This window comes from Nesterenkonia halotolerans, from assembly GCF_014874065.1.
GTDB lineage: Bacteria > Actinomycetota > Actinomycetes > Actinomycetales > Micrococcaceae > Nesterenkonia > Nesterenkonia halotolerans.
The window spans coordinates 152,269-176,635 of sequence record NZ_JADBEE010000002.1 but is presented as its reverse complement, the minus strand read 5'-3'; the positions used below and the strand labels follow the sequence as shown (position 1 = coordinate 176,635).

The following is a 24,367-nucleotide window of genomic DNA, read 5'->3' as shown; positions in this document are numbered from 1 at the left end:
CGAGGAACACGATGATCCAGCTGTTGCCGAACCGACCGGAACCTTTGGTGAAGGGACCTGCGGCGTAGTGCTTATTGTTCGGTCTTGAAGGGGAAGCCCAGCGCCTTGAGCAGTGCGCGGCCTTCCTCGTCAGTCTTGGCGGTGGTCACCACGGTGATGTCCATGCCGCGGGGGCGATCGATCTTGTCCTGGTCGATCTCGTGGAACACCGACTGCTCGGTCAAACCGAAGGTGTAGTTGCCGTTGCCGTCGAACTGCTTGCCGCTGAGTCCGCGGAAATCGCGGATGCGGGGCAGCGCGAGGGTCACCAGGCGGTCCACGAATTCCCACATGCGATCGCCGCGCAGCGTGGTGTGGGTACCGATCGGCATGCCTTCACGCAGCTTGAACTGCGCGATGGACTTGCGTGCACGGGTCACCTTCGGCTTCTGACCGGTGATCTTGGTCAGGTCCTCGACGGCGCCCTGGATGAGCTTGGAGTCGCGAGCTGCCTCGCCGACACCCATGTTGACCACGACCTTGACCAGGCCGGGGACCTCCATGACGTTGGAGTATCCGTACTCTTCCTGCAGTGTGGACCGGATGTCCTCGCGGTACTTGTTCTTCAGCCGCGGGATGGTCTTCTCAGTCTGGCTCTGAACCTCAGTCATCACAGGTCCTTTCCGGAGGCCTTGGCGACGCGGATGCGCACAGTCTTGCTGACGCCATCACGCTCCACGGTCTCCTGCCGGTAGCCCACGCGAGTCGGCTTGCCCGTCTCGGGGTCGACCACAGCGACGTTGGAGATGTGGATGGTGGCCTCAGACTCCACGATGCCACCTTCGGTGCTGCCGAACTGGCCGGCACGGAGGTGACGCTTCATGCGGTTGACGCCCTCGACGAGGACGCGCTCCTTGGCTGGCAGGACCTGCAGGACTTTGCCCTGCTTGCCCTTGTCCTTGCCGGTGAGGACCTGGACGAGGTCGTCTTTCTTGATCTTGGCCATGAGTCAGAGCACCTCCGGAGCGAGCGAGACGATCTTCATGAACTTCTTGTCGCGCAGTTCGCGACCCACCGGCCCGAAGATACGGGTACCGCGCGGCTCCGGAGTGTCACCCTTGAGGATGACGGCAGCGTTCTCGTCGAAGCTGATGTAGGAGCCGTCGTTGCGACGGGTCTTCTTCTTTGAACGCACGACGACAGCCTTGATGACGTCGCCCTTCTTGACATTTCCGCCCGGAATTGCGTCCTTGACGGTGGCGACGAATGTGTCGCCGATACCTGCATAGCGGCGTCCCGATCCACCGAGGACACGGATGACAAGGACTTCCTTGGCACCGGTGTTGTCGGCGATCTTGAGCCGCGATTCCTGTTGAATCACTTGGTTTCTCCTGTCGTCGCACTGGTTCTCGCACTCGTGCCGATCATCTCGGCTGGCGAGCCTTGTGGAACTTCTAGCCTGAGTCGGACACCTGGGGCGACGGTTGACGCCCCGGGCCTGTGGTCCGACTTACCTGACAGTCCCCTGGCCGCTTACCCACACACTCTCCGTCCCTGCGGGACGGGCAGTTGAATGCATGGCCGAGGCGGCGTTTCCCGGGGCCCGAGGGCCCTTTCGGGGACGTGCGCTGTCCTCTGAGGTGGATAGCCTCATCTATAAGGGCGCACAGCCTCAAAATCATACACGAGATACGCCGAAGGCCCAACTCCGCACGATGAGTGCGGGAGTCGGGCCTTCAGTGGTGCAGCGCGCGACCTCGGGTCCTCGCTGGTTCAGCCGAACCGGCGGAGACCCGAGGTCGTGATCACTCTGCCTTTTCGACGATCTCGGCGAGCCGCCAGCGCTTGGAGGCTGACAGCGGACGGGTCTCAGCGATGACTACGGTATCGCCGATGCCTGCCTGCTCGGTCTCATCATGTGCCATGAATTTGGTGTGCCGCTTCATGATCTTGCCGTACAGGCCGTGCTTACGACGATCCTCGACCTCGACGACGATGGTCTTGGCCATCTTGTCGGAGACGACGACGCCGCGCAGGGTCTTACGGTCATTGCGGGTTTCTGCAGATGCTTCGCTCATGCTCAGTCCTCAGCCTTCTCTTCGTTCTGCTCATCGGCCGAATCAGAGGAGGCTGCGTCGGCATCGACATTCTCGCGAATGCCCAGCTCGCGCTCACGCAGCACCGTGTAGATACGGGCGATGTCGCGCTTGATGTCCCTCAACCGGCTGGAGTTCTCCAGCTGGCCGGTGGCGGACTGGAAGCGGAGGTTGAACAGCTCTTCCTTGGAAGAACGCAGCGCCTCGGCGAGGCCTGCGGAGTCCATCTCTGCGAGCTTCTCAACGGTCAGCTCATTGGTTCCAACTGCCATCGTCACTCACCACTCTCTCGGCTGATCACGCGTGCCTTCATGGGCAGCTTGTGGATTGCCAGCCGGAGCGCCTCTTTGGCGACTTCCTCGCTGACACCGGACAGCTCGAACATGATGCGTCCGGGCTTGACGTTGGCGATCCACCACTCCGGGGAACCCTTGCCGGAGCCCATGCGGACCTCGGCAGGCTTCTTCGTCAGTGGCTGGTCGGGATAGATGTTGATCCAGACCTTGCCGCCACGCTTGATGTGGCGGGTCATGGCGATACGCGCAGCTTCAATCTGGCGGTTCGTCACGTAGGCCGGATCAAGGGCCTGGATGCCGTACTCGCCGAAGGCGAGCTCGGTTCCGCCCTTTGCCTGCCCGCGGCGCTTAGGCCGGTGGGGCTTGCGGTACTTGACTCGACGTGGCATCAACATCAGTTCTGCCCTCCTTCAGCGCCAGAACCTGCTTCAGCGGGTGCCTGGGCACCGGCTTCGCGTCCACGGCCGGGACCGCGACGACGACGCTCTTCGCCACCACGGGCTCCGCCTGCTCCTCCGCGACCGCCACGAGCTCCACCGCGACCGGAAGGCTGTGCAGCCTGCTGCGCGGCGAGTTCCTTGGCAGTGAGATCTCCCTTGTAGACCCAGACCTTCACGCCGATGCGGCCGAAGGTGGTCTTCGCCTCGTGCTTGCCGAAGTCGATGTTCGCGCGCAGCGTGTGCAGCGGAACTCGTCCCTCACGGTAGAACTCGGAGCGGGACATCTCGGCGCCGCCGAGACGACCGGCGCACTGGATACGAATACCCTTCGCACCGGAGCGCATGGCCGAGGTGATGGCCTTCTTCATCGCGCGGCGGAATGCCACACGTGCTGCGAGCTGCTCGGCGACACCCTGGGCGACCAGCTGAGCATCGGTCTCGGGGCTCTTGACCTCGAGGATGTTCAGCTGGATCTGCTTGGCGGTGAGCTTCTCCAGTTCGCTGCGGATGCGGTCGGCCTCGGCGCCGCGGCGACCGATGACGATGCCTGGGCGCGCAGTGTGGATGTCCACACGGACGCGATCGCGAGTGCGCTCGATCTCAACCTTCGAGATGCCGGCGCGCTCCACGGTCTTGGCCAACAGCTCACGGATCTGGACGTCTTCTTTCACGAAGTCCTTGTAACGCTGACCGGCCTTCGTGGAGTCGGCGTACCAGTGTGAGATGTGGTCGGTCGTGATGCCCAGACGGAAACCATTGGGGTTAATCTTCTGTCCCACTACTGATCCCCACCTTTCTCTTCGGCGCCGACCACGATGGTGACGTGGCTGGTGCGCTTGTTGATGCGGAACGCCCGGCCCTGCGCACGGGGGCGGAACCGCTTCATGGTCGGACCTTCGTCGACGCGTGCCTCGGTGATGAAGAAGGCGTCTTCGTTGAAGGCGACTCCTTCCTTGTCTGCATGCTGGCGAGCATTCGCCAGAGCAGAGGCGACCACCTTGTACACCGGCTCTGTAGCGCCCTGAGGGGCGAACTTCAGAATGGCCAGTGCTTCGTTGGCCTGCTTGCCGCGGACAAGGTCGACGACGCGCCGGGCCTTCATAGGCGTCACACGCAGGTAGCGCGCAATTGCCTTGGCTTCCATTGCTTTCCTTCTCTCGTCTTGTGACACGTTGGTCAAGCTCGCTTGTCGCTCCTCAGATGAGGAAGCGATCAGCGGCGCTTGCCCTTCTTGTCGTCCTTCACATGGCCGCGGAATGTACGCGTCGGAGCGAACTCGCCGAGCTTGTGCCCGACCATCGACTCAGTGATGAACACGGGGATGTGCTTACGTCCGTCATGCACGGCCACGGTGTGGCCCAGCATGTCGGGGATGATCATGGAACGGCGGGACCATGTCTTGATGACATTCTTGGTGCCCTTTTCGTTCTCAGCGACGACCTTGAGGTACAGGTGCTGATCAACGAAGGGGCCCTTCTTCAAGCTGCGTGGCATGTCTCCAGGCTCCTATCGCTTGTTCTTGGTACGACGGCGACGCACGATGAGCTTGTCGCTTTCCTTGTTCGGACGGCGAGTGCGGCCCTCTGGCTTGCCGTTGGGGTTCACCGGATGGCGACCGCCGGAGGTCTTGCCCTCGCCACCACCGTGCGGGTGGTCGACCGGGTTCATCACAACACCGCGGACGGTCGGACGAACGCCCTTCCAGCGCATGCGTCCTGCCTTGCCCCAGTTGATGTTGGACTGCTCCGCGTTGCCCACGGCGCCGACGGTTGCCCGGCAGCGCACATCGACGTTGCGAACTTCACCGGAGGGCAGTCGCAGCTGGGCGTACTTGCCCTCACGGGCGACCAGCTGGATGGAGGCACCTGCGGAACGGCCGAGCTTCGCGCCGCCTGCTGGTCGCAGCTCCACTGCGTGCACCACGGTGCCGAGCGGGATGTTGCGCAGCGGCAGGTTGTTGCCGGGCTTGATGTCCGCATTCGGGCCGGACTCAACCGCTGCGCCCTGCTCCAGCTTGGCTGGGGCGAGGATGTAGCGCTTGGTGCCGTCGACGAAGTGCAGCAGGGCGATGCGAGCGGTGCGGTTCGGGTCGTACTCGATGTGAGCGACCTTTGCCGGCACGCCGTCCTTGTCAGAGCGACGGAAGTCGATGACGCGGTACTGCCGCTTATGCCCGCCACCCTTGTGACGAGTGGTGATCTTGCCTGAGCTGTTGCGGCCGCCTGTTTTGGACAGCGGGCGCAGCAGGGACTTTTCCGGGGTGTCCCGGGTGATCTCTGCGAAGTCGGCCACAGACGAGCCGCGTTGGCCCGGTGTGTTCGGCTTGAGGTTACGGATAGCCATATTCTTCTTCCTCGATCAAGTGGTTCCGATCAGCCGATCAGGCTGCGGATCCTCCGAAGATGTCAATGTTGTAGCCCTCTTTGAGGGTGATGATGGCGCGCTTGGTACCTGTGCGCGAGCCCCATCCGAACTTGGTGCGCTTGCGCTTGCCAGCTCGATTGATGGTGTTGACCGAGTTCACACGCACGGAGAAGATCTTCTCCACGGCGTATTTGATCTCGGACTTCGTGGCTCGGGGGTCCACCAGGAAGGTGAACTTGCCCTCGTCGATCAGCCCGTAGGACTTCTCCGACACGACGGGTGCGATGATGACGTCGCGCGGGTCCTTGCTTGTCAGGACGCTCACTTGGTCTCCTCCTTCGCAGTGCCCTGTGCCAGGAAGGCGTCATAGCCGGCCTGAGTGAACACGATGTCATCGGAGACGATGACGTCGTAGGTGTTCAGCTGGTCGGCATACAGGGTGTGGACGTGGGGCAGGTTGCGAGTCGACAGTGCGGCGATGTCATCGCTGCGGTCGATCACGACGAGCCAGTTGCGGTTCGCGCCGCCGAGGCCTGCCAGTGCGGCCTTGGCCGCCTTGGTGGAGGCCGCGTCGACGACCAGCGAATCCACCACGTGGATACGGTCGTTGCGTGCCCGGTCCGAGAGGGCTCCGCGCAGAGCGGCTGCCTTCATCTTCTTGGGCGTGCGCTGGGCGTAGTCACGCGGGGTGGGGCCGTGGACGACGCCACCGCCGATCATGTGCGGTCCGCGCAGGGAACCCTGACGGGCACGGCCGGTGCCCTTCTGCCGGAACGGCTTGGCGCCGGTGCCGGAGACCTCAGAGCGAGTCTTGGTCTTGTGGGTGCCCTGGCGAGCGGCTGCCCGCTGCGCGACGACCACCTGGTGGATCAGCGCGACGTTGGTCTTGGCGTCGAATACCTCTGCGGGGAAGTCGACAGAAACCTTGTTGGCCATGTGGATCATGCTCCCTTCACTGCGGTGCGGACCAGGACGACCTGGCCACGAGCACCCGGAAGGGCGCCCTTGATGAGCAGCAGGTTCTTCTCGGCGTCCACTGCGTGAACGGTCAGGTTATGGGTGGTCTGACGGACTCCGCCCATGCGACCGGCCATGCGCAGACCCTTGAAGACGCGACCCGGGGTCGAGGCGCCGCCGATGGAGCCGGGCTTGCGGTGGTTCTTGTGCGAACCGTGCGAAGCTCCGACGCCGGCGAAGCCGTGGCGCTTCATGACGCCGGCGAAGCCCTTGCCCTTGGTCTTGCCCACGACATCGACCTTCTGGCCGGTCTCGAACGCTTCGACGCTCAGGTCCTGACCCAGCTCATAGGAGCCGGAATCAGAGGTGCGGATCTCGACGACGTGGCGACGCGGGGTCACGCCGGCCTTCTCGAAGTGGCCGGCGAGCGGCTTGGTCACCTTGCGCGGATCGATGCGGCCGAAGCCGATCTGGACGGAGTTGTATCCGTCGCTCTCTGCGGTGCGGATCTGGGTCACGACATTGGAGTCGGCTTGGACGACAGTGACTGGGATGAGGGTGTTGTTCTCGTCCCAGACCTGGGTCATGCCGAGCTTCGTGCCCAGCAGTCCCTTGACGTTCAGTTCAACGCGGGAAATATTGGTCATAGTTTTCTCAGCACCTCCCTGCTCTAGAGCTTGATCTCGATGTTGACGTCTGCAGGCAGGTCGAGTCGCATCAGGGAGTCGACAGCCTTGGGCGTCGGGTCCACGATGTCGATGAGGCGCTTATGAGTGCGCATCTCGAAGTGCTCGCGAGAGTCCTTGTATTTGTGGGGAGAGCGAATCACGGCGTACACGTTCTTCTCGGTGGGCAGCGGCACTGGGCCGACAACCGTTGCACCAGCACGTGTGACCGTGTCGACGATCTTCCGGGCCGAGGTGTCGATGACTTCGTGGTCATACGACTTCAGCCGGATGCGGATTTTTTGTCCCGCCATGCGTTGAGCCTCTTTCTGGTGTTCTGACATTCGTCTCTCGTCGCAGCCCACGACCGCGTGGAGCCGAGGGCTCCCAGAAAGGCAACGCGCACACCCGATTGGGCTGTGGGCGGATCTGACCTTCTGCAGTTGTGGGCTGCGCACCCGGGCTTAGACGGCTCGGTTTCCCAAGCCTGACGTCGCTTGTCAGGTGCACGTTCCGGCGGCACGAATCCGTCCTGATCGGGTGCTGTGTCTCCACAGACCCCGACGGGTTCCTCGTCCTGCCGGATCTCCGACCCCCGCGGTCGGGCGTGTCGCTTGGATGAGCAGATACCCTGCGCACAGCGTGACACACCACGAGGTGCCGGTGTTGAAGTTGTAGCTGTTCGCTCACTCCGTATGCCTTCAAGGCACACGGGGGCTGAGAGCCCGTGAGCAACCTGTCTATTCTCACACAGATCCCCAGTGACCACAAACAGAATCCCCGGTGACCGTGGTCACCGGGGATTCTGTGTGCTCGGGAGAATCAGCAGCGCGGCTGCCGACTCAGGGCCCGAGGATCAAGCCAAGACCGTGAGTCTTACTTCAGGATCTTGGTGACTCGACCTGAACCAACGGTGCGTCCACCCTCGCGGATGGCGAAGCCGAGGCCGTCTTCCATGGCGATCTCCTGGATGAGCTCAACAGTCATCTCGGTGTTATCGCCTGGCATGACCATCTCGGTGCCCTCGGGCAGCGAGATGACGCCGGTGACGTCGGTGGTCCGGAAGTAGAACTGCGGACGGTAGTTGGTGTAGAAGGGGTTGTGGCGTCCGCCCTCATCCTTGGACAGGATGTAGACGTTGGCCTCGAACTGCGTGTGCGGGGTGATGGAGCCGGGAGCAGCCACAACCTGGCCGCGCTCGACGTCATCGCGCTTCAGACCGCGAAGCAGCAGTCCACAGTTCTCGCCGGCCCAAGCCTCATCGAGCTGCTTGTGGAACATCTCGATACCGGTGACGGTGGTCTTCTGCTTGGGGCGGATGCCGAGGATCTCGATCTCGGAGTTGATCTTCAGCGTGCCGCGCTCGGCGCGACCGGTCACCACGGTGCCACGACCGGTGATGGTGAAGACGTCCTCGATCGGCATCAGGAACGGCTTGTCCTTGTCGCGCTCTGGCTCGGGGATGAAGGTGTCCACGGCCTCCATGAGGTCTTCAACGGTCTTGACCCACTCGGCGTCGCCCTCGAGAGCCTTCAGCCCTGAGGTGCGGATGACCGGTGCGTTGTCGCCGTCGTAGCCCTGTGAATCGAGGAGCTCGCGCACCTCCATCTCGACGAGGTCCAGGAGCTCTTCGTCCTCGACCATGTCGGACTTGTTCAGTGCGACCAGGAGAGCGGGAACGCCGACCTGGCGGGCGAGCAGAACGTGCTCACGGGTCTGTGCCATCGGACCGTCGGTGGCGGCGACGACCAGGATCGCACCGTCCATCTGAGCGGCACCGGTGATCATGTTCTTCACGTAGTCAGCGTGACCGGGGGCGTCCACGTGTGCATAGTGGCGCGCCTCGGTCTGGTACTCCACGTGGGAGACGTTGATCGTGATGCCGCGCTCGCGCTCCTCGGGAGCGTTGTCGATCGAGGCGAAGTCGCGACCCTGGTTCAGGTCGGGGTACTTCTCCGACAGGACCTTGGAGATCGCAGCTGTCAGGGTGGTCTTGCCATGGTCGACGTGACCGATGGTGCCGATGTTAAGGTGCGGCTTGTTACGCTCGAACTTTGCCTTGGCCACAGGTTCCTCCTAAGAACTTGTTCAGGTAAGAAGACTTACTCCAGCCGCACTGTCAACGAGGCTGAAACTCATGCAAGTCTACTAATCGCTAGGTATTTGGTGAAATTATCCGAATGATGGTGCGTGAGGAGCGGTGGAGGTCATTCGGAGACCTCGCTTCCTCCAGGCTGCGTCGATCCGCCCGGTCCGGATGGCCGGGCCTCCCCCAGTGCGGAGTCGGCCCGGCCCTCCGGTGCGTGGATCAGGCGCCGCGGTTCTTCTCGATGATCTCTTCGGCCACGGCCTTCGGAACCTCGACGTACGAGTTGAAGGACATGGTGAAGACGGCGCGGCCCTGTGTGCGTGAGCGCAGTTCGCCGATGTAGCCGAACATCTCGGACAGCGGCACGAGTGCCTTGATGACCTTCACGCCTGCCGCGTCATCCATGGACTGGATCTGCCCACGACGGGAGTTCAGGTCGCCGATGACCTCGCCCATGTACTCCTCGGGAGTACGGACTTCGACGGACATCGTCGGCTCGAGCAGCACCGGGTTGGCCCGGCGTGCGCCCTCTTTGAGGACCTGGGAGCCGGCCAGCTTGAACGCCATCTCCGAGGAGTCGACGTCGTGGTAGGCGCCGTCGACCAGTTCGGCCCGGACGCCGACCATCGGGTAGCCGGCGAGGACGCCGAGACCCATGGCGTCCTGGATGCCTGCATCCACGGACGGGATGTACTCGCGGGGAATGCGTCCACCGGTCACCAGGTTGGCGAATTCGTACATCTCGCCGTCCGAGGTGTCCATGGGCTCGAAGTTCATGAGCACCTTGGCGAACTGACCCGAACCACCGGTCTGCTTCTTGTGGGTGTAGTCGACCTTCTCCACACGCTTCTTGATGGTCTCGCGGTACGCCACCTGGGGCTTGCCCACGTTGGCCTCGACGTTGAACTCGCGGCGCATGCGGTCCACCAGGATGTCCAGGTGAAGCTCGCCCATGCCGCCGATCTCGGTCTGGCCGGTCTCGTCGTTCTGGGTGACCGTGAAGGTCGGGTCCTCGGCTGCCAGCTTCTGAATGGCCGTGGAGAGCTTCTCCTGGTCACTCTTCGACTTCGGCTCGATGGCCACGGAGATCACAGGCTCCGGGAAGGTCATCGACTCGAGCACGATCTGGTCGTTCGGATCGCACAGCGTATCGCCGGTGGTGGTGTCCTTGAGCCCGATGACCGCGTAGATGTGTCCGGCCTGGATCTCCTCGACCGGGTTCTCCTTGTTCGCGTGCATCTGGAAGAGCTTGCCGATGCGCTCCTTCTTGCCCTTCGTGGAGTTCACGATCTGTGCGCCTGCGGACAGCTTGCCCGAGTAGACGCGGATGAAGGTGAGCTGCCCGAAGAAGGGGTGGGAAGCGATCTTGAACGCCAGAGCCGAGAAGGGCTCGTCCTTGCGGGGACGGCGAGTCAGGATGACGTCCTCATGGTTGGGCTTGTGGCCCTCCATGGCCTCGACGTCTGCCGGGGTCGGCAGGTAGTCGATGACGGCGTCGAGCATGGGCTGCACTCCGCGGTTCTTGAACGCCGAGCCGCAGAACACCGGGTAGGCGGCCGAGGCCACGGTGAGCTTGCGGACGCCTTCCTTGAGCTCGTCGTTGGAGATCTCTTCGCCTTCGAGGTACTTGTTCATCAGCACATCGTCGGCTTCCGCGACCTGCTCGATGAGCGTGTTGCGGTACTCCTCGGCGGACTCCTTGAGCTCCTCGGGGATTTCACGGGTCTCGTACTCAGCACCCATGGTCACGTCGCCCTTGGCATCGCCGGGCCACACGAGGGCCTTCATCTGCAGCAGGTCGACGACGCCGACGAAGTCGCTCTCGGAGCCGATCGGCAGCTGCATCACCAGCGGGGTCGCGCCGAGGCGGGACTTGATGGTGTCGACGGTGTAGTAGAAGTCAGCGCCGAGCTTGTCCATCTTGTTGACGAAGCAGATGCGCGGGACGTTGTACTTGTCAGCCTGGCGCCAGACAGTCTCGGACTGCGGCTCCACGCCTTCCTTGCCGTCGAAGACAGCGACGGCACCATCGAGGACGCGCAGAGCGCGCTCCACCTCGACGGTGAAGTCGACGTGACCCGGGGTGTCGATGATGTTGATCTGGTTGTCGCCCCAGAAGCAGGTCACCGCGGCAGAGGTGATCGTGATGCCGCGCTCTTTCTCCTGCTCCATCCAGTCCGTCGTGGACGCACCGTCGTGGGTTTCACCGATCTTGTGGTTCATGCCGGTGTAGAACAGGATGCGTTCGGTTGCGGTGGTCTTACCGGCATCGATGTGAGCCATGATGCCGATGTTGCGGACCTTCTTGAGGTCAGTGAGCACGTCTTGTGCCACGGTGATTCCCCTTTTCTATTACCAGCGGTAGTGGGCGAAGGCCTTGTTGGACTCTGCCATCTTGTGAGTGTCCTCGCGGCGCTTCACAGCGGCACCGAGGCCGTTGGATGCGTCGAGGATCTCGTTCATGAGGCGGTCCGTCATGCTCTTCTCGCGACGGCCCTTGGAGTAGCCGACCAGCCAGCGCAGAGCCAGCGCGGTCGAGCGACCGGGCTTGACCTCGACGGGCACCTGGTAGGTGGCGCCGCCGACACGGCGGGAGCGAACCTCCAGGGCGGGGCGGACGTTGTCCATGGCCTTCTTGAGGATCGTCACGGAGTCCTCGCCGGACTTCTTGGCCACGCCGTCGAGCGCGCCGTAGACGATGCGCTCAGCAGTGGACTTCTTGCCGTCGACCAGGACCTTGTTGATCAGCTGCGTGACCAACGGGGATCCGTGGACCGGATCCTGGACGAGAGGGCGCTTGGGTGCGGGTCCCTTACGAGGCATTACTTCTTCTCCTTCTTCGCGCCGTAGCGGGAGCGAGCCTGACCGCGACCCTTGACACCCTGGGTGTCGAGGGCGCCGCGGACGATCTTGTAGCGGACACCGGGAAGGTCCTTCACACGACCGCCGCGAACGAGCACGATGGAGTGCTCCTGCAGGTTGTGGCCCTCGCCGGGGATGTAGGCGGTGACTTCGACGCCGCCGCCCAGACGAACACGGGCCACCTTGCGGAGTGCGGAGTTCGGCTTCTTCGGGGTCGTGGTGTACACACGGGTGCACACGCCACGACGCATCGGGCTTCCCTGCAGTGCAGGGGTGTTGTTCTTGGTGCGCTTGGGATGACGCCCCTTGCGCACAAGCTGCTGAATAGTAGGCACTATGCGTTCTCCGTACGTGTAGTGAGGGAAACAGAGGGTTCTTACTCTGCCCGCGGTTGATGGTCGGCACACTGTCCGCGGGCTCTGGTCCCTAGGCGTGCAAAAATGTGGCATTCGCTGCGCAACTTCCCCGCAACCCGGACCGAGTCCCTCTGCCACATCAGAAACAATCAGGTTAACACTACCAGGAACCCACCCCTTGCGCGAGTGCCGGTCCTCGCGGCTGCCGACGCCCGGCGCTCGACGCCGCGCACCGCGGCGTCACAGGACAGCGCAAGAGGCCCGGAGGAGCATCGCTCCCCCGGGCCTGCTGGCTGATCAGTCCTGACGCCCGTTCACCGGGCGGTCATCGAACTCGTCTGCGACTGGCTTCTCAGCGGAAGTCGACATCCGTGTTGTAGTCGTCGAGCGGAATGGCGTGGAATTCGCCATCCCCCTCGGCTCCTGCGTAGTCGAAGCTTGAGCCGTAGAGGCTCGGACCGGTGAACAGATTGGCCTTGGCCTCTTCGGTGGGCTCCACCGAGGACTGCGTGTAGCGATCCAGACCGGTGCCGGCCGGGATCAGCTTGCCGATGATCACGTTCTCCTTGAGGCCCAGCAGCGGGTCGGACTTGCCTTCCATGGCTGCCTGGGTGAGCACTCGGGTGGTCTCCTGGAAGGAGGCCGCCGAGAGCCAGGAATCCGTGGCCAGCGAGGCCTTGGTGATGCCCATCAGCTCGTCACGTCCCGAAGCCGGCTGCTGCCCCTCCGCCACTGCCTTGCGGTTGGCGGCGGTGAAGCGGAACCGGTCGGTCAGCTCGCCCGGCAGCAGCGAGGTGCCGCCGGAGTCGATGACCGTGATGCGGCGCAGCATCTGCCGGACGATGACCTCCACGTGCTTGTCGTGGATGCCCACGCCCTGCGACTGGTAGACGTCCTGGACCTCGGAGACGAGGAACTTCTGTGCAGCCCGGGGGCCGAGCACGCGAAGCACCTGCTTGGGGTCCACGGCACCTGCCACCAGCTGCTGGCCGACCTCGACATGCTCACCGTCAGAGACGAGCACTCGAGCGCGGCGCAGGATCGGGTAGGCATGCTCCTCGGAACCGTCATCCGGAGTCAGCACCAGACGGAGCTGCTTGTCGGAATCATCCAGGCTGACCCGTCCCGCGACCTCCGCGATGGGAGCGACACCCTTGGGTGTGCGCGCCTCGAAGAGCTCCTGGATACGGGGCAGGCCCTGGGTGATGTCGTCTGCCGAGGCGATGCCGCCGGTGTGGAAGGTACGCATGGTCAGCTGCGTGCCGGGCTCACCGATGGACTGTGCGGCGATGATGCCCACTGCCTCGCCGATGTCCACGGTCTGTCCGGTGGCCAGCGAGCGTCCGTAGCAGAGGGTACAGGTGCCCACGGCTGACTCGCAGGTCAGCACCGAGCGGATCTTGATCTCGGTGATGCCGGCGTTGAACAGCTGATCGATGAGCACATCTCCGACGTCGGAGCCGCCCTCTGCCAGCACCTTGCCGTCTGCGTCAGTGACGTCGACTGCAAGCGTGCGTGCATAGGCCGAGTTCTCGACCTCTTCGTGCAGCTTCAGCTCACCGTTGTCATCAGCCACGGCAATGGTCACGGTCAGCCCGCGGGAGGTCCCGCAGTCTGCCTCGCGCACGATGACGTCCTGAGACACGTCCACCAGACGACGGGTCAGGTAACCGGAGTTCGCGGTCTTCAGCGCCGTATCCGCCAGGCCCTTGCGGGCACCGTGGGTGGCGATGAAGTACTCGAGCACCGAGAGACCCTCGCGGTAGGAGGACTTGATCGGACGCGGGATGATCTCACCCTTGGGGTTGGTCACCAGACCGCGGATGCCCGCGATCTGCCGGACCTGAAGCCAGTTGCCTCGGGCGCCGGAGGTGACCATCCGGTTGATGTTGTTGTGCTCATCCATGCCGGCCTGCATGGCCGCGGCCACCTCGTCGGTGGCCTTGGTCCAGATCTCGACCAGTTCAGCGTGGCGCTCGTCGTCGCCGATCAGACCCATGTCGTACTGGGACTGGACCTTGGCGGCCTGGTCCTCGTAGACGTCCATGATCTTCTTCTTGTCCATGTTCGAGGTCACGTCGGAGATGGCGACGGTGACGCCCGAGCGGGTGGACCAGTAGAAGCCGGCGTCCTTGAGGTTGTCCAGGGTGCGAGCTGTGACGTTGTTGGGGTAGCGCTCCGCGAGATCGTTGATCAGCGTGGAGAGCTGTCCCTTGTCGGCGACCGTGTCATGCCAGGGGTAGTCCTCGGGCAGGGTCAGGTTGAACAGGACCTTGCCCAGAGTCGTCTTGATCGTCGCGGGCGTGCCCGGCTCCCAGCCCTCGGGAGCTTCGACCTCTGCGGAGGGCACGAAGCCCTCCACGGTGATCTTGACCGGCGCGTTGATGTGCAGCTCGCGCAGATCCATGGCCATCTGCGCCTCACCCACGGAGGAGAAGGAACGGCCTGCGCCGGTCTCGTCCTCGCGCTGGGTGGTCAGGTGGTGCAGACCGATGATCATGTCCTGTGAGGGCAGCGCCACCGGGCGTCCGTCCGAGGGCTTCAGGATGTTGTTCGAGGAGAGCATCAGGATGCGCGCCTCGGCCTGGGCCTCGGGTGAGAGCGGCAGGTGGACTGCCATCTGGTCGCCGTCGAAGTCAGCGTTGAACGCCGAGCAGACCAGCGGGTGCAGCTGAAGGGCCTTGCCCTCCACCAGCTGCGGCTCGAAGGCCTGGATGCCCAGACGGTGCAGGGTGGGTGCGCGGTTCAGCAGCACCGGGTGCTCGGTGATGATCTCTTCGAGAACATCCCAGACCTGGGGGCGCTGACGCTCCACCATGCGCTTGGCCGACTTGATGTTCTGCGCGTGGTTGAGATCAACCAGGCGCTTCATCACGAAGGGCTTGAACAGCTCCAGGGCCATCTGCTTGGGCAGACCACACTGGTGCAGCTTCAGCTGCGGGCCGACCACGATGACCGAACGGCCGGAGTAGTCCACGCGCTTGCCGAGCAGGTTCTGGCGGAACCGGCCCTGCTTGCCCTTGAGCATGTCGGAGAGCGACTTCAGCGGGCGGTTGCCCGGTCCGGTGACCGGACGGCCGCGACGACCGTTGTCGAAGAGCGAGTCCACGGACTCCTGAAGCATGCGCTTCTCGTTGTTCACGATGATCTCGGGAGCACCGAGATCCAGGAGCCGCTTCAGCCGGTTGTTGCGGTTGATGACGCGACGGTACAGGTCGTTGAGGTCGGAGGTCGCGAAGCGGCCACCGTCCAGCTGCACCATCGGCCGGATCTCCGGGGGGATCACCGGGACGGCGTCGAGCACCATGCCGCGCGGGGTGGTGCCGGTGGAGAGGAACGCGTTGAGCACCTTCAGCCGCTTCAGGGCGCGTGTCTTGCGCTGACCCTTGCCGGTGGCGATGATCTCGCGCAGACGCTCTGCCTCGGCCTCCATGTCGAAGGTCGCCAGGCGACGCTGAATCGACTCAGCGCCCATGGAGCCCTCGAAGTACTGGCCGTAGCGAGTGCGCATCTCACGGAAGAGCGCCTCATCACCTTCCAGGTCCGAGACCTTGAGGTTCTTGAAGCGATCCCAGACCCGCTCGAGCTGCTCGATCTCGGCGTCGGCGCGCTTGCGCACCTGCGACATCTGCTTATCGGAGGTGTCGCGTGCCTTCTTCTTCTCGGCGGCCTTGGCACCCTCGCCCTCCAGGCGCTCGAGGTCACCCTCGAGGTCCTTGGAGATGGCGGCGATGTCGGAGTCACGCTGATCGGCCAGGTGCTTGAGCTCCTGGTCGATCTCTGCCTGCAGGTTGGGCAGATCATCGTGGCGGCGCTCTTCATCCACCTCGGTGATCATGTACGCGGCGAAGTAGATGACCTTCTCGAGGTCCTTCGGAGCAAGGTCGAGCAGGTAGCCCAAGCGCGAGGGGACGCCCTTGAAGTACCAGATGTGAGTCACCGGTGCGGCGAGCTGGATGTGGCCCATCCGCTCGCGGCGCACCTTGGCGCGAGTGACCTCGACGCCGCAGCGCTCACAGATGATGCCCTTGAAGCGGACCCGCTTGTACTTGCCGCAGTAGCACTCCCAGTCCCGGGAGGGGCCGAAGATCTTCTCGCAGAAGAGTCCGTCCTTCTCGGGCTTCAGGGTGCGGTAGTTGATGGTTTCAGGCTTTTTGACCTCACCATAGGACCAACCACGGATTTCGTCACCGGTGGCAAGCCCGATACGCATTGTGCCGAATGAGGATTCTTGGGACATAGTCCGGTATCTCTCTTTTCTCTAAAGATTCGTGACGGAGTGAAGGTGCATCGGTGAGGTCCTCAGACCTCTTCGACCGAGCTGGGCTCTGCGCGGGAGAGGTCAATGCCAAGCTCCTCCGCAGCGCTGAACCCGGTTTCCTCCGAGTCACGCATCTCGACCTTGCTGCCGTCTGCGGAGAGGACCTCCACGTTGAGGCAGAGCGACTGCATCTCCTTGATGAGCACCTTGAACGACTCCGGAACGCCTGGCTCCGGGATGTTCTCGCCCTTCACGATGGCCTCGTAGACCTTCACACGGCCGTGGATGTCATCCGACTTGATGGTCAGCAGCTCCTGCAGGGTGTAGGCGGAGCCATAGGCTTCGAGCGCCCAGACCTCCATCTCACCGAAGCGCTGACCGCCGAACTGGGCCTTACCACCGAGCGGCTGCTGAGTGATCATCGAGTACGGTCCGGTGGAGCGTGCGTGGATCTTGTCATCGACAAGGTGGTGCAGCTTCAGGATGTACATGTACCCGACGGCCACGCCCTCAGGGAACGGCTCACCGGAGCGACCGTCGAAGAGCTGCGCCTTGCCGTTGGCACCCACAAGCTGCTCGCCGTCGCGCGACGGGTTCACAGACTCCAGGATGCCGGTCAGCTCAGCAGGCTCCGCGCCGTCGAACACGGGAGTCGAGACCTTGGTCGGTCCGGTCTCACGCGGCAGGTTCGGCAGCTTCTGGATCCACTCGGGCTCGCCCTCGATCTTCCAGCCCTGCTTGGCGGCCCACCCGAGGTGGACCTCCATGACCTGGCCGATGTTCATACGACCGGGGACGCCCAGCGGGTTCAGCACGATGTCCACCGCGGTGCCGTCGGGCAGGAAGGGCATGTCCTCCACAGGAAGGATCCTGGAGATGACGCCCTTGTTGCCGTGGCGGCCGGCGAGCTTGTCGCCGTCGGTGATCTTGCGCTTCTGAGCCACGTAGACGCGGACCAGCTGGTTCACACCGGGGGGAAGATCGTCGCCCTCCTCCGCGTCGAAGATCCGGACGCCGATGACGGTGCCAGACTCGCCGTGGGGAACCTTCAGCGAGGTGTCGCGCACTTCGCGGGACTTCTCGCCGAAGATGGCGCGCAGCAGACGCTCCTCGGGGGTCAGCTCGGTCTCACCCTTGGGCGTGACACGGCCGACGAGGATGTCTCCTGCGGAGACCTCGGCACCGATGTGGATGATGCCGCGCTCGTCGAGCTGGGCGAGCATCTCCTCGGAGACGTTCGGGATGTCACGAGTGACCTCTTCGGCACCGAGCTTGGTGTCGCGAGCATCGACCTCGTGCTCCTCGATGTGGATCGACGTGAGCACATCGTCCTGGATCATCCGCTGGGAGAGGATGATCGCATCCTCGAAGTTGTGGCCTTCCCAGGACATGAACGCGACCAGCAGGTTCTTGCCCAGAGCCAGCTCGCCGGCTTCGGTGGAGGGTCCGTCAGCGATGATCGACTGGCGCTCCAGGCGGTCCCCTTCGGAGACCCGCACGCGCTGGTTGTACGCGTTGCCCTGGTTCGAGCGCTGGAACTTCATGATCGGGTAGTGGATCTGCGTGCCGTCGTCGTTGAGCACGGTGACCATGTCAGCTGCGACACGGGTGACCACGCCCGGCTTCTCGGCGGTGACCGAGTCTCCGGCGTCGACCGCGGCGAACTTCTCCATGCCGGTGCCGACCAGCGGGGACTCGGACTCCAGCAGGGGCACGGCCTGACGCTGCATGTTCGCACCCATCAGGGCGCGGTTGGCGTCGTCGTGCTCCAGGAACGGGATCAGGGCGGTGGCCACTGACACCATCTGGCGCGGCGAGACGTCCATGTAGTCGATCTCTTCGGGAATGGTCAGCACGGGCTCGCCCTGCTCACCGGTTCCGTCGGCACGACCACGGCAGAGCACGGTGGCCTCGGTGAAGGTTCCGTCCTCGTTCAGCGGCGCGTTGGCCTGGGCGATCTGCGAGACGAGCTCGTCATCGGCCGTGAGGTAATCGATCTGGTCGGTGACGACACCCTTGACGACCTTGCGGTAGGGGGTCTCGATGAAGCCGAAGTTGTTGATCCGACCGTAGGTGGCCAGCGAGCCGATCAGGCCGATGTTCGGGCCTTCCGGGGTCTCGATGGGGCACATGCGTCCGTAGTGCGAGGGGTGGACGTCGCGGACCTCCATGCCGGCGCGATCACGGGAGAGACCGCCCGGGCCCAGCGCGGAGAGGCGACGCTTATGCGTCAGTCCGGCCAGCGGGTTGTTCTGATCCATGAACTGCGAGAGCTGGGAGGTGCCGAAGAACTCCTTGATGGAGGCGACGACGGGGCGGATGTTGATCAACGTCTGCGGCGTGATGGCCTCGACGTCCTGAGTCGTCATCCGCTCGCGGACCACACGCTCCATGCGGGACAGGCCCGTGCGGACCTGGTTCTCGATGAGCTCGCCCACCGCACGGATGCGGCGGTTTCCGAAGTGGTCGATGTCGTCCACGGTGATGTGGACGTCGATCTCGGAACCATCGCGGATGCCCTTGATGGTGTCCTTGCCGGCGTGCAGCGCTGCGAGGTAGTGGATCATCGCGACGATGTCCTGCTCGTTGAGCACCGAGGCGTCGGCGTCGGTGAAGGCCTTGTCCACGCCCAGCTTGCGGTTGAGCTTGTAGCGGCCCACCTTGGCGAGGTCGTAGCGCTTCGGGGTGAAGTACAGCCCGCGCAGCAGCGACTCGGCCGCCTCCACCGTCGGCGGCTCGCCCGGACGCAGCTTGCGGTAGATGTCGATCAGCGCGTCGGCCTGGGTCTCGAAGGCGTCCTTCTCCATGGTGGCGCGGATCGAGTCATACTCGCCGAACTCTTCCAGGATGCGGGACTCGGTCCAGCCCAGGGCCTTCAGCAGTGCGGTCACCGGCTGCTTGCGACGACGGTCCAGGCGGACGCCGACCTGATCGCGCTTGTCGATCTCCAGCTCGAACCAGGCACCGCGGGACGGGATGACCTTGGCCGTGAAGATGTCCTTGTCGCTGGTCTTGTCCGGGGTGCGCTCGAAGTAGGCGCCCGGGGAGCGGACCAGCTGGGACACGACGACACGCTCGGTGCCGTTGATGATGAATGTGCCGCGATCGGTCATGAGCGGGAAATCGCCCATGAACACGGTCTGCTGCTTGATCTCGCCGGTGTTGTGGTTCATGAACTCGGCCTTGACGTACAGCGGAGCGGAATACGTGGTGTCCCGTTCCTTGCACTCAGCGACCGGCATCTTGGGGTCGGCGAACTCGGGATCGGAGAAGCTCAGGGACATGGTGCCCTGGAAGTCCTCGATCGGTGACATCTCTTCGAAGATGTCGGAGAGTCCGGAGGTTTCGGAAACGCCCTTGATGCCCTTCTGCCGGGCCTCCTCGACACGAGCAGCCCAGCTGTCGTTGCCGATGAGGCGGTCGAAGGAGTCGATCTGCAGAGCCAGAAGCTCTGGAACATCGAGGGGTTCGTGAATCTTTGCGAATGAGAGTCGGCCTGCATATTCAGCAGTGCGGGCCGAAGCAGCGGTTTGAGTCGATGAGGTGCTCGAGGCGACCAAGAGGGATCCTTCCACAGACCTTCGTAGCTTCCGTAGGAATAACGCATATAAACAACTGCCCACCGCTATTTGAAGGCACGGATGTAGAGAAGATGCGCAAAAATACAGCATAGACCACGAAGGCAACCCAGGGCAAGACGAGGCCGCCGGGGCGTTGGACACGAGGGCTGAGCCTCGGCCGAAGAGAAGGCCTGCGGAGACGTGAACAGCGAATCCGAGCTTTCTGGGCAGTAACTGTACCAGTCCGCCGTCGTGAAGGTGCTATCGGACACACCGACGGCGCCCATGCCGCCATCGGTTCAGACGATGCGGCGCTGCTCCGCCCAGCGGGTGAGCTCATGTCGGGAGGACAGCTGAAGCTTGCGCAGCACTTTGGAGACATGGGTCTCCACGGTCTTGATCGAGATGAACAGCTCCGCGGCGATCTCCCGGTAGGTGTACCCGCGTGCGATCAGCCGCATGACCTCGACCTCTCGGGCCGAGAGCCGATCCAGCTCCTCATCGCGGACATCGCCGACCGCACCGGTGCCAAAGGCGTCCAGGACGAACCCCGCCAGGCGCGGCGAGAACACGGCATCGCCGGTGGCCACCGCCTGCACCGCATCGGAGAGATCGCCGGTGCTGATCGTCTTCGTGACGTAGCCGCGAGCTCCGGCGCGGATCACCGAGACCACGTCCGCCGCCTGGTCGGAGACGCTGATGGCCAGGAACTTCACCTCCGGGAGGTCGCGGCAGGCGCGGACCACCTCGGCGCCTCCCCCACCGGTGCCGCCCGGAAGATGCACGTCGAGCAGCACGACCTCGGGGCGTTCCCGCCGCACGACGGCGATCGCGGTCTCCACATCGTGGCCCTCGCCGACGACTTCGACCCTCCCGGCCATCTCGGCCTTGAGTCCGGCCCGGAAGATGCCGTGGTCATCGATGATGACCACGCGGCGCAGGGCTGGGGCCTCACCCATAGGTCTCCTCACGTCGCGACATCGGATCAGTGCCGGAGTCCGCCCCGGCCGAGGCGCTCACCGGCATCCACAGCTGGACCTCGGTGCCGGCGTCCCCCGATCGGATGTCGGCCCTGCCGCCGGCACGGTTCATCCGCCCGATGATCGATTCCCGCACGCCGAGCCGATCCGCTCCGATGCCCGAGGGATCGAACCCTGCGCCGCGATCGCGGATGAAGACCGCGTCCTCGGCAGGAGTGGACTCGAGGTAGACCGAGGCAGGGCCCGCGTGCTTGAGCGCATTGACGATGGCCTCCCGCGCAGCAGCGACCAACACACGGTGATCGGTTCGGCGAGACTCCCCGACGGCGACGATCTCCACCGGCACGCTGTGGAGCTCCTCCAGCTCTGCGACCGTGGCACTGAGCTGCTCCTTGAGCGTCCCGGTCTCGGCGGCGTCGCGTCCGTAGAGCCACCCGCGCAGCTGCCGCTCCTGCCTGCGGGCGAGCTTCTCCACCGCGGCGGGGTCATGCCGCTGCTTCTGAACCATGGCGAGAGTCTGGAGCACAGAATCGTGGAGGTGCGCGGCGATGTCGGCACGCTCAGCCTCCGCCGCCGCTCGCGCGCGCTCCGTGTTGGAGGTCCGGTAGAGACGGATCACCCAGGGCGCGCTCACCAGCGCGATGCCGGCGAGCAGCATCGCCGCCACCATCAGGCCCAGCAGCAGGTCAGCGGCCGGGAGGAACCCGCCCGCAAGGAGAAGAAGCGCCAGAATGACCAGCAGCACCCCCACCGAGAACTGCCACAGAATGGCCTGACGTGAGCGGGGCCGCTCGCGATGAGCGGACCCCGGCTCCTCGGCTGACCGTGGACCGATGGCATCCACCTGGGACCACGCCAGCAGCACGCCGACTCCGAGGATCACGGGCGGACCGATGAGCCACCAATTGATATCGGCTCCGAAGAGCTGGAGTCCGATCAGACCTGCACCACCCAGGAGGAGTCCGCCGAAGAGCACCTGGGGAGAGCTCGTCAGGGCATCGAGGACTTCGCGGCCACGAGCGTTCCAGTATTGGACCGGCTCTGCCTGCGGATCAATGCCTGCGGTGGGTCGCGGAGCCCGCGTCGGCTCCCCGGCTTCGACGCCGTCGCTGCCGTTCACGGCCGGCCCGCTGAGCCCCCGCGCCGCTGCATCGGGACGAGGCTCGTCCTCACGCGGCACGAAGATCCACAGCCAGCAGTAGAGCAGCAGCCCGATGCCGCCGGCAACGCTCAGCCCGATCATGACGGTGCGGACTGCAGGTACCGAGAACCCCAGATGCCGGGACAGTCCGAGGCAGACCCCTGCCAGGGGGGTGCCGGCGGCGCGCAGCAGCGGTGGCCGCGCACGGCTGGGGTGCTGCCCCAGGGGCATCTGACTTGCGCTGTCCATATTTCCCATACTGCCACGGCACCTGCTCCACCTCGATGGATCCAGCCCCAGGATCGGGGGCTGCGGGCGATGTTTCAGGGTTGAGTCAGGGTGTCCCCCAGTAGCGGCAGAGTTCCTATCGCAGGAGACTTGAAGCATGAACAATCAGAAGCCTGAGACAGGCCGTCGCTTCTTCGACTGGATGCGCACCACTGGGCTGCTTCGCCCGGAGGAGACATGGGTCGGTGGAGTCTTCGCCGGCATCTCCGCCAAGGTCGGATGGGACGCAGCCCTGGTGCGTGGGCTCGGCGTCGTCGCTTTCATCATCTTCTTCTCCCCGGCGGCACTGCTGTATGGACTCGCCTGGATCCTGGTGCCGAACCGCGAGGGCAGGATCCACGCGCAGGAAGCGGTTCGCGGCAATTACACGTCAGGCTTCGTCGGTGGCATGATCCTCACGGTCCTGGGCGCGCTGAACGTGTTCACGCCGATCAGCGTCGCAGGTCCCTTGGCTGTGCTGCTCAACATCGTGATCCTCGGTGCCGTGGCCTGGCTGGTCTACGTGGCCGTTAAGAACCACCGCAAGGATTCTGCTTCGGCGACCACGGGCGACTCCGATACAGGGCGCTACCCCACGAATTCTTCCTCCGCTGGACCAGGCGGCTCCACGGGAAAAGCCGGGGCCGGTGACTCCACCCCGACACGAGCGGATGGGAAGCCGGCCTGGTACCCCAGAGAACGGGTGACGACGACGGCGCCCGGGCACACCTCCGGCTCAGGCAACTCCGCCCTGAAGCAGGACGCGGCATATCCAGGCCCGGCATCGGTTCGGGCCCCGAGGCAGCCTTCGGGACGGTCCGAATACTCTCCTCGAGAACGCGCGGAGCGGCGTCGACGTCGGCAGCTGAGCTGGGGGCTGGGGCTGCTGGCGCTGCCGATGGTCGTCGGACTGTCCTGGCTCGCCGGCGGCTTCGGACTCTCCGGAGTCACGGTGGCACTTGTGGCCACAGCCGGACTGGTGCTGCTCCTGGGGCTGACCCATTTCACTGCGGCCCTGCGGGGCCGACCGGGAACCCCGGGGCTCCTGGCCTTGAGCACTGCGGTCATGCTGGTCCTCTTCGCCGGGCAGACCGTCTCAGGCTTCGCAGGCGGCACGAACCACGCCTTCGGGAATTACCAGACGTCTGACACCCAGGTGCGCAGCGCCTTCTCCAACACCACGGTGGATCTGAGCGATCTTTCCGCGCTGGAAGGTTCCGCGGACCCAGCGATCTGGGACGCCCAGGTCAATCAGGCCTTCTCGAACACCTCCGTGATCGTCCCTGACGACGCGCGTGTGGTCATCAGCAACGGTCAGGCGCTGAGCAACCTCGAGATCGCCACCCAGGACGACAGCCTGGAACAGTCGGGGATCTCCGGGGAGGACCTGGTGATCGGCCCAGCGGACTCCGAGAACGAGATTCACCTGGATCTCAACTCGGCATTCGGGAACACCACGATCTATGACTCCACCACCTATGACCAGGAAGCAGATGAGCAGCGATGACCGCCGAGCACCCTGAGCGTCGCGAGTCCACTGAGCAGGACGCGCCCACCCACCCCACGCGGCCGCTGCCGCCAGAACCGGCGGATGTCGATGAGCTGCTGGCCGAGTCGCTGCGCGCCCAGAGCGAGAAGGACTTCATCTGGAAGGAACCAGAACGAGGACCTCGATGGTTCGAACGGGCGGAACAAGAGGCAGCGTTGAACTCGGCACCCACAGAGCAGACGCTGTCCGCACCGTCGAGGCCAGCCGATGCCATCGGCGACCATGGGTCCGATGCCACAAGGTACCGGCGGAGCTCCGGACCCCGCGTAGGAGGAGCGGTCTTTGCTGCGATCGCCGTGGCCCTGGCGCTCTGGGTGCTGGCAAGCGTGGTTCTCGGGATCTACATCGACTGGCTCATCATCGCTCTGGGAGTGTGCGGGCTTGCCGGCCTTGCCTTCGTGGCAGCCGGACTCATGCCCAAACCAGGAAGCAGGATCTAGGGCGACGCACCAACGGACCCCAGAAGTGCCGGCAGACAGAGAAATCCCCCGGAAAGAAGCCTTCC

General features: G+C 64.2%; 24 protein-coding genes. 2 read left to right on the top strand and 22 right to left on the bottom strand.

Going from position 1 to position 24,367, the window contains the following annotated elements; genetic code table 11:
* Positions 1-71 precede the first annotated feature (71 nt).
* The 22 genes from rplE to H4W26_RS10900 form a co-directional block, all read right to left on the bottom strand.
* Positions 72-650, bottom strand: a complete 579-nt coding sequence (rplE, locus tag H4W26_RS11005) for a 50S ribosomal protein L5 (protein WP_192592279.1) — start codon at positions 648-650, stop codon at positions 72-74.
* Positions 650-985 carry a 50S ribosomal protein L24 gene (rplX, locus tag H4W26_RS11000; RefSeq protein WP_192592278.1) on the bottom strand — a complete coding sequence of 112 codons (336 nt, stop codon included), beginning with the start codon at positions 983-985 and terminating at the stop codon, positions 650-652. Before rplX ends, rplE begins: the two co-directional genes overlap by 1 nt.
* 3 nt (positions 986-988) lie before the next feature.
* The gene (rplN, locus tag H4W26_RS10995) at positions 989-1,360 is read right to left on the bottom strand and encodes a 50S ribosomal protein L14 (protein WP_192592277.1); all 372 of its coding nucleotides are present in this window, start codon (positions 1,358-1,360) and stop codon (positions 989-991) included.
* 424 nt (positions 1,361-1,784) lie between these two features.
* Positions 1,785-2,057 carry a 30S ribosomal protein S17 gene (gene rpsQ, locus H4W26_RS10990; RefSeq protein ID WP_192592276.1) on the bottom strand — a complete coding sequence of 91 codons (273 nt, stop codon included), beginning with the start codon at positions 2,055-2,057 and terminating at the stop codon, positions 1,785-1,787.
* A 2-nt stretch (positions 2,058-2,059) separates the two neighbouring features.
* Positions 2,060-2,347 carry a 50S ribosomal protein L29 gene (gene rpmC / locus H4W26_RS10985; RefSeq protein WP_192592275.1) on the bottom strand — a complete coding sequence of 96 codons (288 nt, stop codon included), beginning with the start codon at positions 2,345-2,347 and terminating at the stop codon, positions 2,060-2,062.
* 2 nt (positions 2,348-2,349) lie between these two features.
* The gene (gene rplP, locus H4W26_RS10980) at positions 2,350-2,766 is read right to left on the bottom strand and encodes a 50S ribosomal protein L16 (protein ID WP_192592274.1); all 417 of its coding nucleotides are present in this window, start codon (positions 2,764-2,766) and stop codon (positions 2,350-2,352) included.
* Positions 2,766-3,590 (bottom strand): 30S ribosomal protein S3, encoded by an 825-nt coding sequence (gene rpsC, locus H4W26_RS10975; protein WP_192592273.1) that lies wholly within the window; start codon positions 3,588-3,590, stop codon positions 2,766-2,768. The genes rplP and rpsC overlap by 1 nt, the downstream gene beginning before the upstream one ends.
* Positions 3,590-3,955 (bottom strand): 50S ribosomal protein L22, encoded by a 366-nt coding sequence (gene rplV, locus H4W26_RS10970; protein ID WP_192592272.1) that lies wholly within the window; start codon positions 3,953-3,955, stop codon positions 3,590-3,592. Before rplV ends, rpsC begins: the two co-directional genes overlap by 1 nt.
* Positions 3,956-4,023: 68 nt before the next feature.
* Positions 4,024-4,305: a 30S ribosomal protein S19 gene (rpsS, locus tag H4W26_RS10965; RefSeq protein ID WP_058887529.1), complete on the bottom strand. Its 282-nt coding sequence runs from the start codon at positions 4,303-4,305 to the stop codon at positions 4,024-4,026.
* Between the two features lie 12 nt (positions 4,306-4,317).
* Complete coding sequence (rplB, locus tag H4W26_RS10960; protein ID WP_192592271.1) at positions 4,318-5,154, bottom strand: 50S ribosomal protein L2; 837 nt, start codon at positions 5,152-5,154, stop codon at positions 4,318-4,320.
* A 37-nt stretch (positions 5,155-5,191) separates the two neighbouring features.
* Positions 5,192-5,500 (bottom strand): 50S ribosomal protein L23, encoded by a 309-nt coding sequence (rplW, locus tag H4W26_RS10955; RefSeq protein ID WP_192592270.1) that lies wholly within the window; start codon positions 5,498-5,500, stop codon positions 5,192-5,194.
* On the bottom strand, positions 5,497-6,111 hold the full coding sequence (rplD, locus tag H4W26_RS10950; protein WP_192592269.1) for a 50S ribosomal protein L4: 615 nt from the start codon (positions 6,109-6,111) through the stop codon (positions 5,497-5,499). The genes rplW and rplD overlap by 4 nt, the downstream gene beginning before the upstream one ends.
* A 5-nt stretch (positions 6,112-6,116) precedes the next feature.
* Positions 6,117-6,779, bottom strand: coding sequence for a 50S ribosomal protein L3 (gene rplC, locus H4W26_RS10945; protein ID WP_192592268.1), 663 nt, complete (start codon positions 6,777-6,779; stop codon positions 6,117-6,119).
* Positions 6,780-6,802: 23 nt separating this feature from the next.
* Positions 6,803-7,111, bottom strand: coding sequence for a 30S ribosomal protein S10 (gene rpsJ, locus H4W26_RS10940; RefSeq protein WP_022871716.1), 309 nt, complete (start codon positions 7,109-7,111; stop codon positions 6,803-6,805).
* Between the two features lie 562 nt (positions 7,112-7,673).
* The gene (gene tuf, locus H4W26_RS10935; RefSeq protein WP_192592267.1) at positions 7,674-8,864 is read right to left on the bottom strand and encodes an elongation factor Tu; all 1,191 of its coding nucleotides are present in this window, start codon (positions 8,862-8,864) and stop codon (positions 7,674-7,676) included.
* Positions 8,865-9,105: 241 nt separating this feature from the next.
* Complete coding sequence (gene fusA, locus H4W26_RS10930) at positions 9,106-11,220, bottom strand: elongation factor G (RefSeq protein WP_192592266.1); 2,115 nt, start codon at positions 11,218-11,220, stop codon at positions 9,106-9,108.
* Positions 11,221-11,238: 18 nt separating this feature from the next.
* Positions 11,239-11,709 carry a 30S ribosomal protein S7 gene (gene rpsG / locus H4W26_RS10925; RefSeq protein ID WP_192592265.1) on the bottom strand — a complete coding sequence of 157 codons (471 nt, stop codon included), beginning with the start codon at positions 11,707-11,709 and terminating at the stop codon, positions 11,239-11,241.
* Positions 11,709-12,083: a 30S ribosomal protein S12 gene (gene rpsL / locus H4W26_RS10920; protein WP_036473238.1), complete on the bottom strand. Its 375-nt coding sequence runs from the start codon at positions 12,081-12,083 to the stop codon at positions 11,709-11,711. The genes rpsG and rpsL overlap by 1 nt, the downstream gene beginning before the upstream one ends.
* A gap of 373 nt (positions 12,084-12,456) precedes the next feature.
* Positions 12,457-16,344, bottom strand: a complete 3,888-nt coding sequence (locus H4W26_RS10915; RefSeq protein WP_192592264.1) for a DNA-directed RNA polymerase subunit beta' — start codon at positions 16,342-16,344, stop codon at positions 12,457-12,459.
* A gap of 62 nt (positions 16,345-16,406) precedes the next feature.
* Positions 16,407-19,925 carry a DNA-directed RNA polymerase subunit beta gene (rpoB, locus tag H4W26_RS10910; RefSeq protein ID WP_192592263.1) on the bottom strand — a complete coding sequence of 1,173 codons (3,519 nt, stop codon included), beginning with the start codon at positions 19,923-19,925 and terminating at the stop codon, positions 16,407-16,409.
* A gap of 299 nt (positions 19,926-20,224) precedes the next feature.
* Positions 20,225-20,884, bottom strand: a complete 660-nt coding sequence (locus H4W26_RS10905) for a LuxR C-terminal-related transcriptional regulator (protein WP_192592262.1) — start codon at positions 20,882-20,884, stop codon at positions 20,225-20,227.
* Positions 20,877-22,295, bottom strand: coding sequence for an ATP-binding protein (locus H4W26_RS10900; RefSeq protein WP_192592261.1), 1,419 nt, complete (start codon positions 22,293-22,295; stop codon positions 20,877-20,879). The genes H4W26_RS10905 and H4W26_RS10900 overlap by 8 nt, the downstream gene beginning before the upstream one ends.
* 136 nt (positions 22,296-22,431) lie before the next feature.
* On the opposite strand from H4W26_RS10900, the gene H4W26_RS10895 reads away from it, so the two are divergent.
* Both H4W26_RS10895 and H4W26_RS10890 read left to right on the top strand, forming a co-directional pair.
* A complete protein-coding gene (locus H4W26_RS10895; RefSeq protein ID WP_192592260.1) occupies positions 22,432-23,820 on the top strand; it encodes a PspC domain-containing protein in 1,389 nt (462 codons plus the stop codon).
* Positions 23,817-24,302, top strand: coding sequence for a UbiA prenyltransferase family protein (locus H4W26_RS10890; RefSeq protein ID WP_192592259.1), 486 nt, complete (start codon positions 23,817-23,819; stop codon positions 24,300-24,302). Before H4W26_RS10895 ends, H4W26_RS10890 begins: the two co-directional genes overlap by 4 nt.
* Positions 24,303-24,367: the final 65 nt, after the last annotated feature.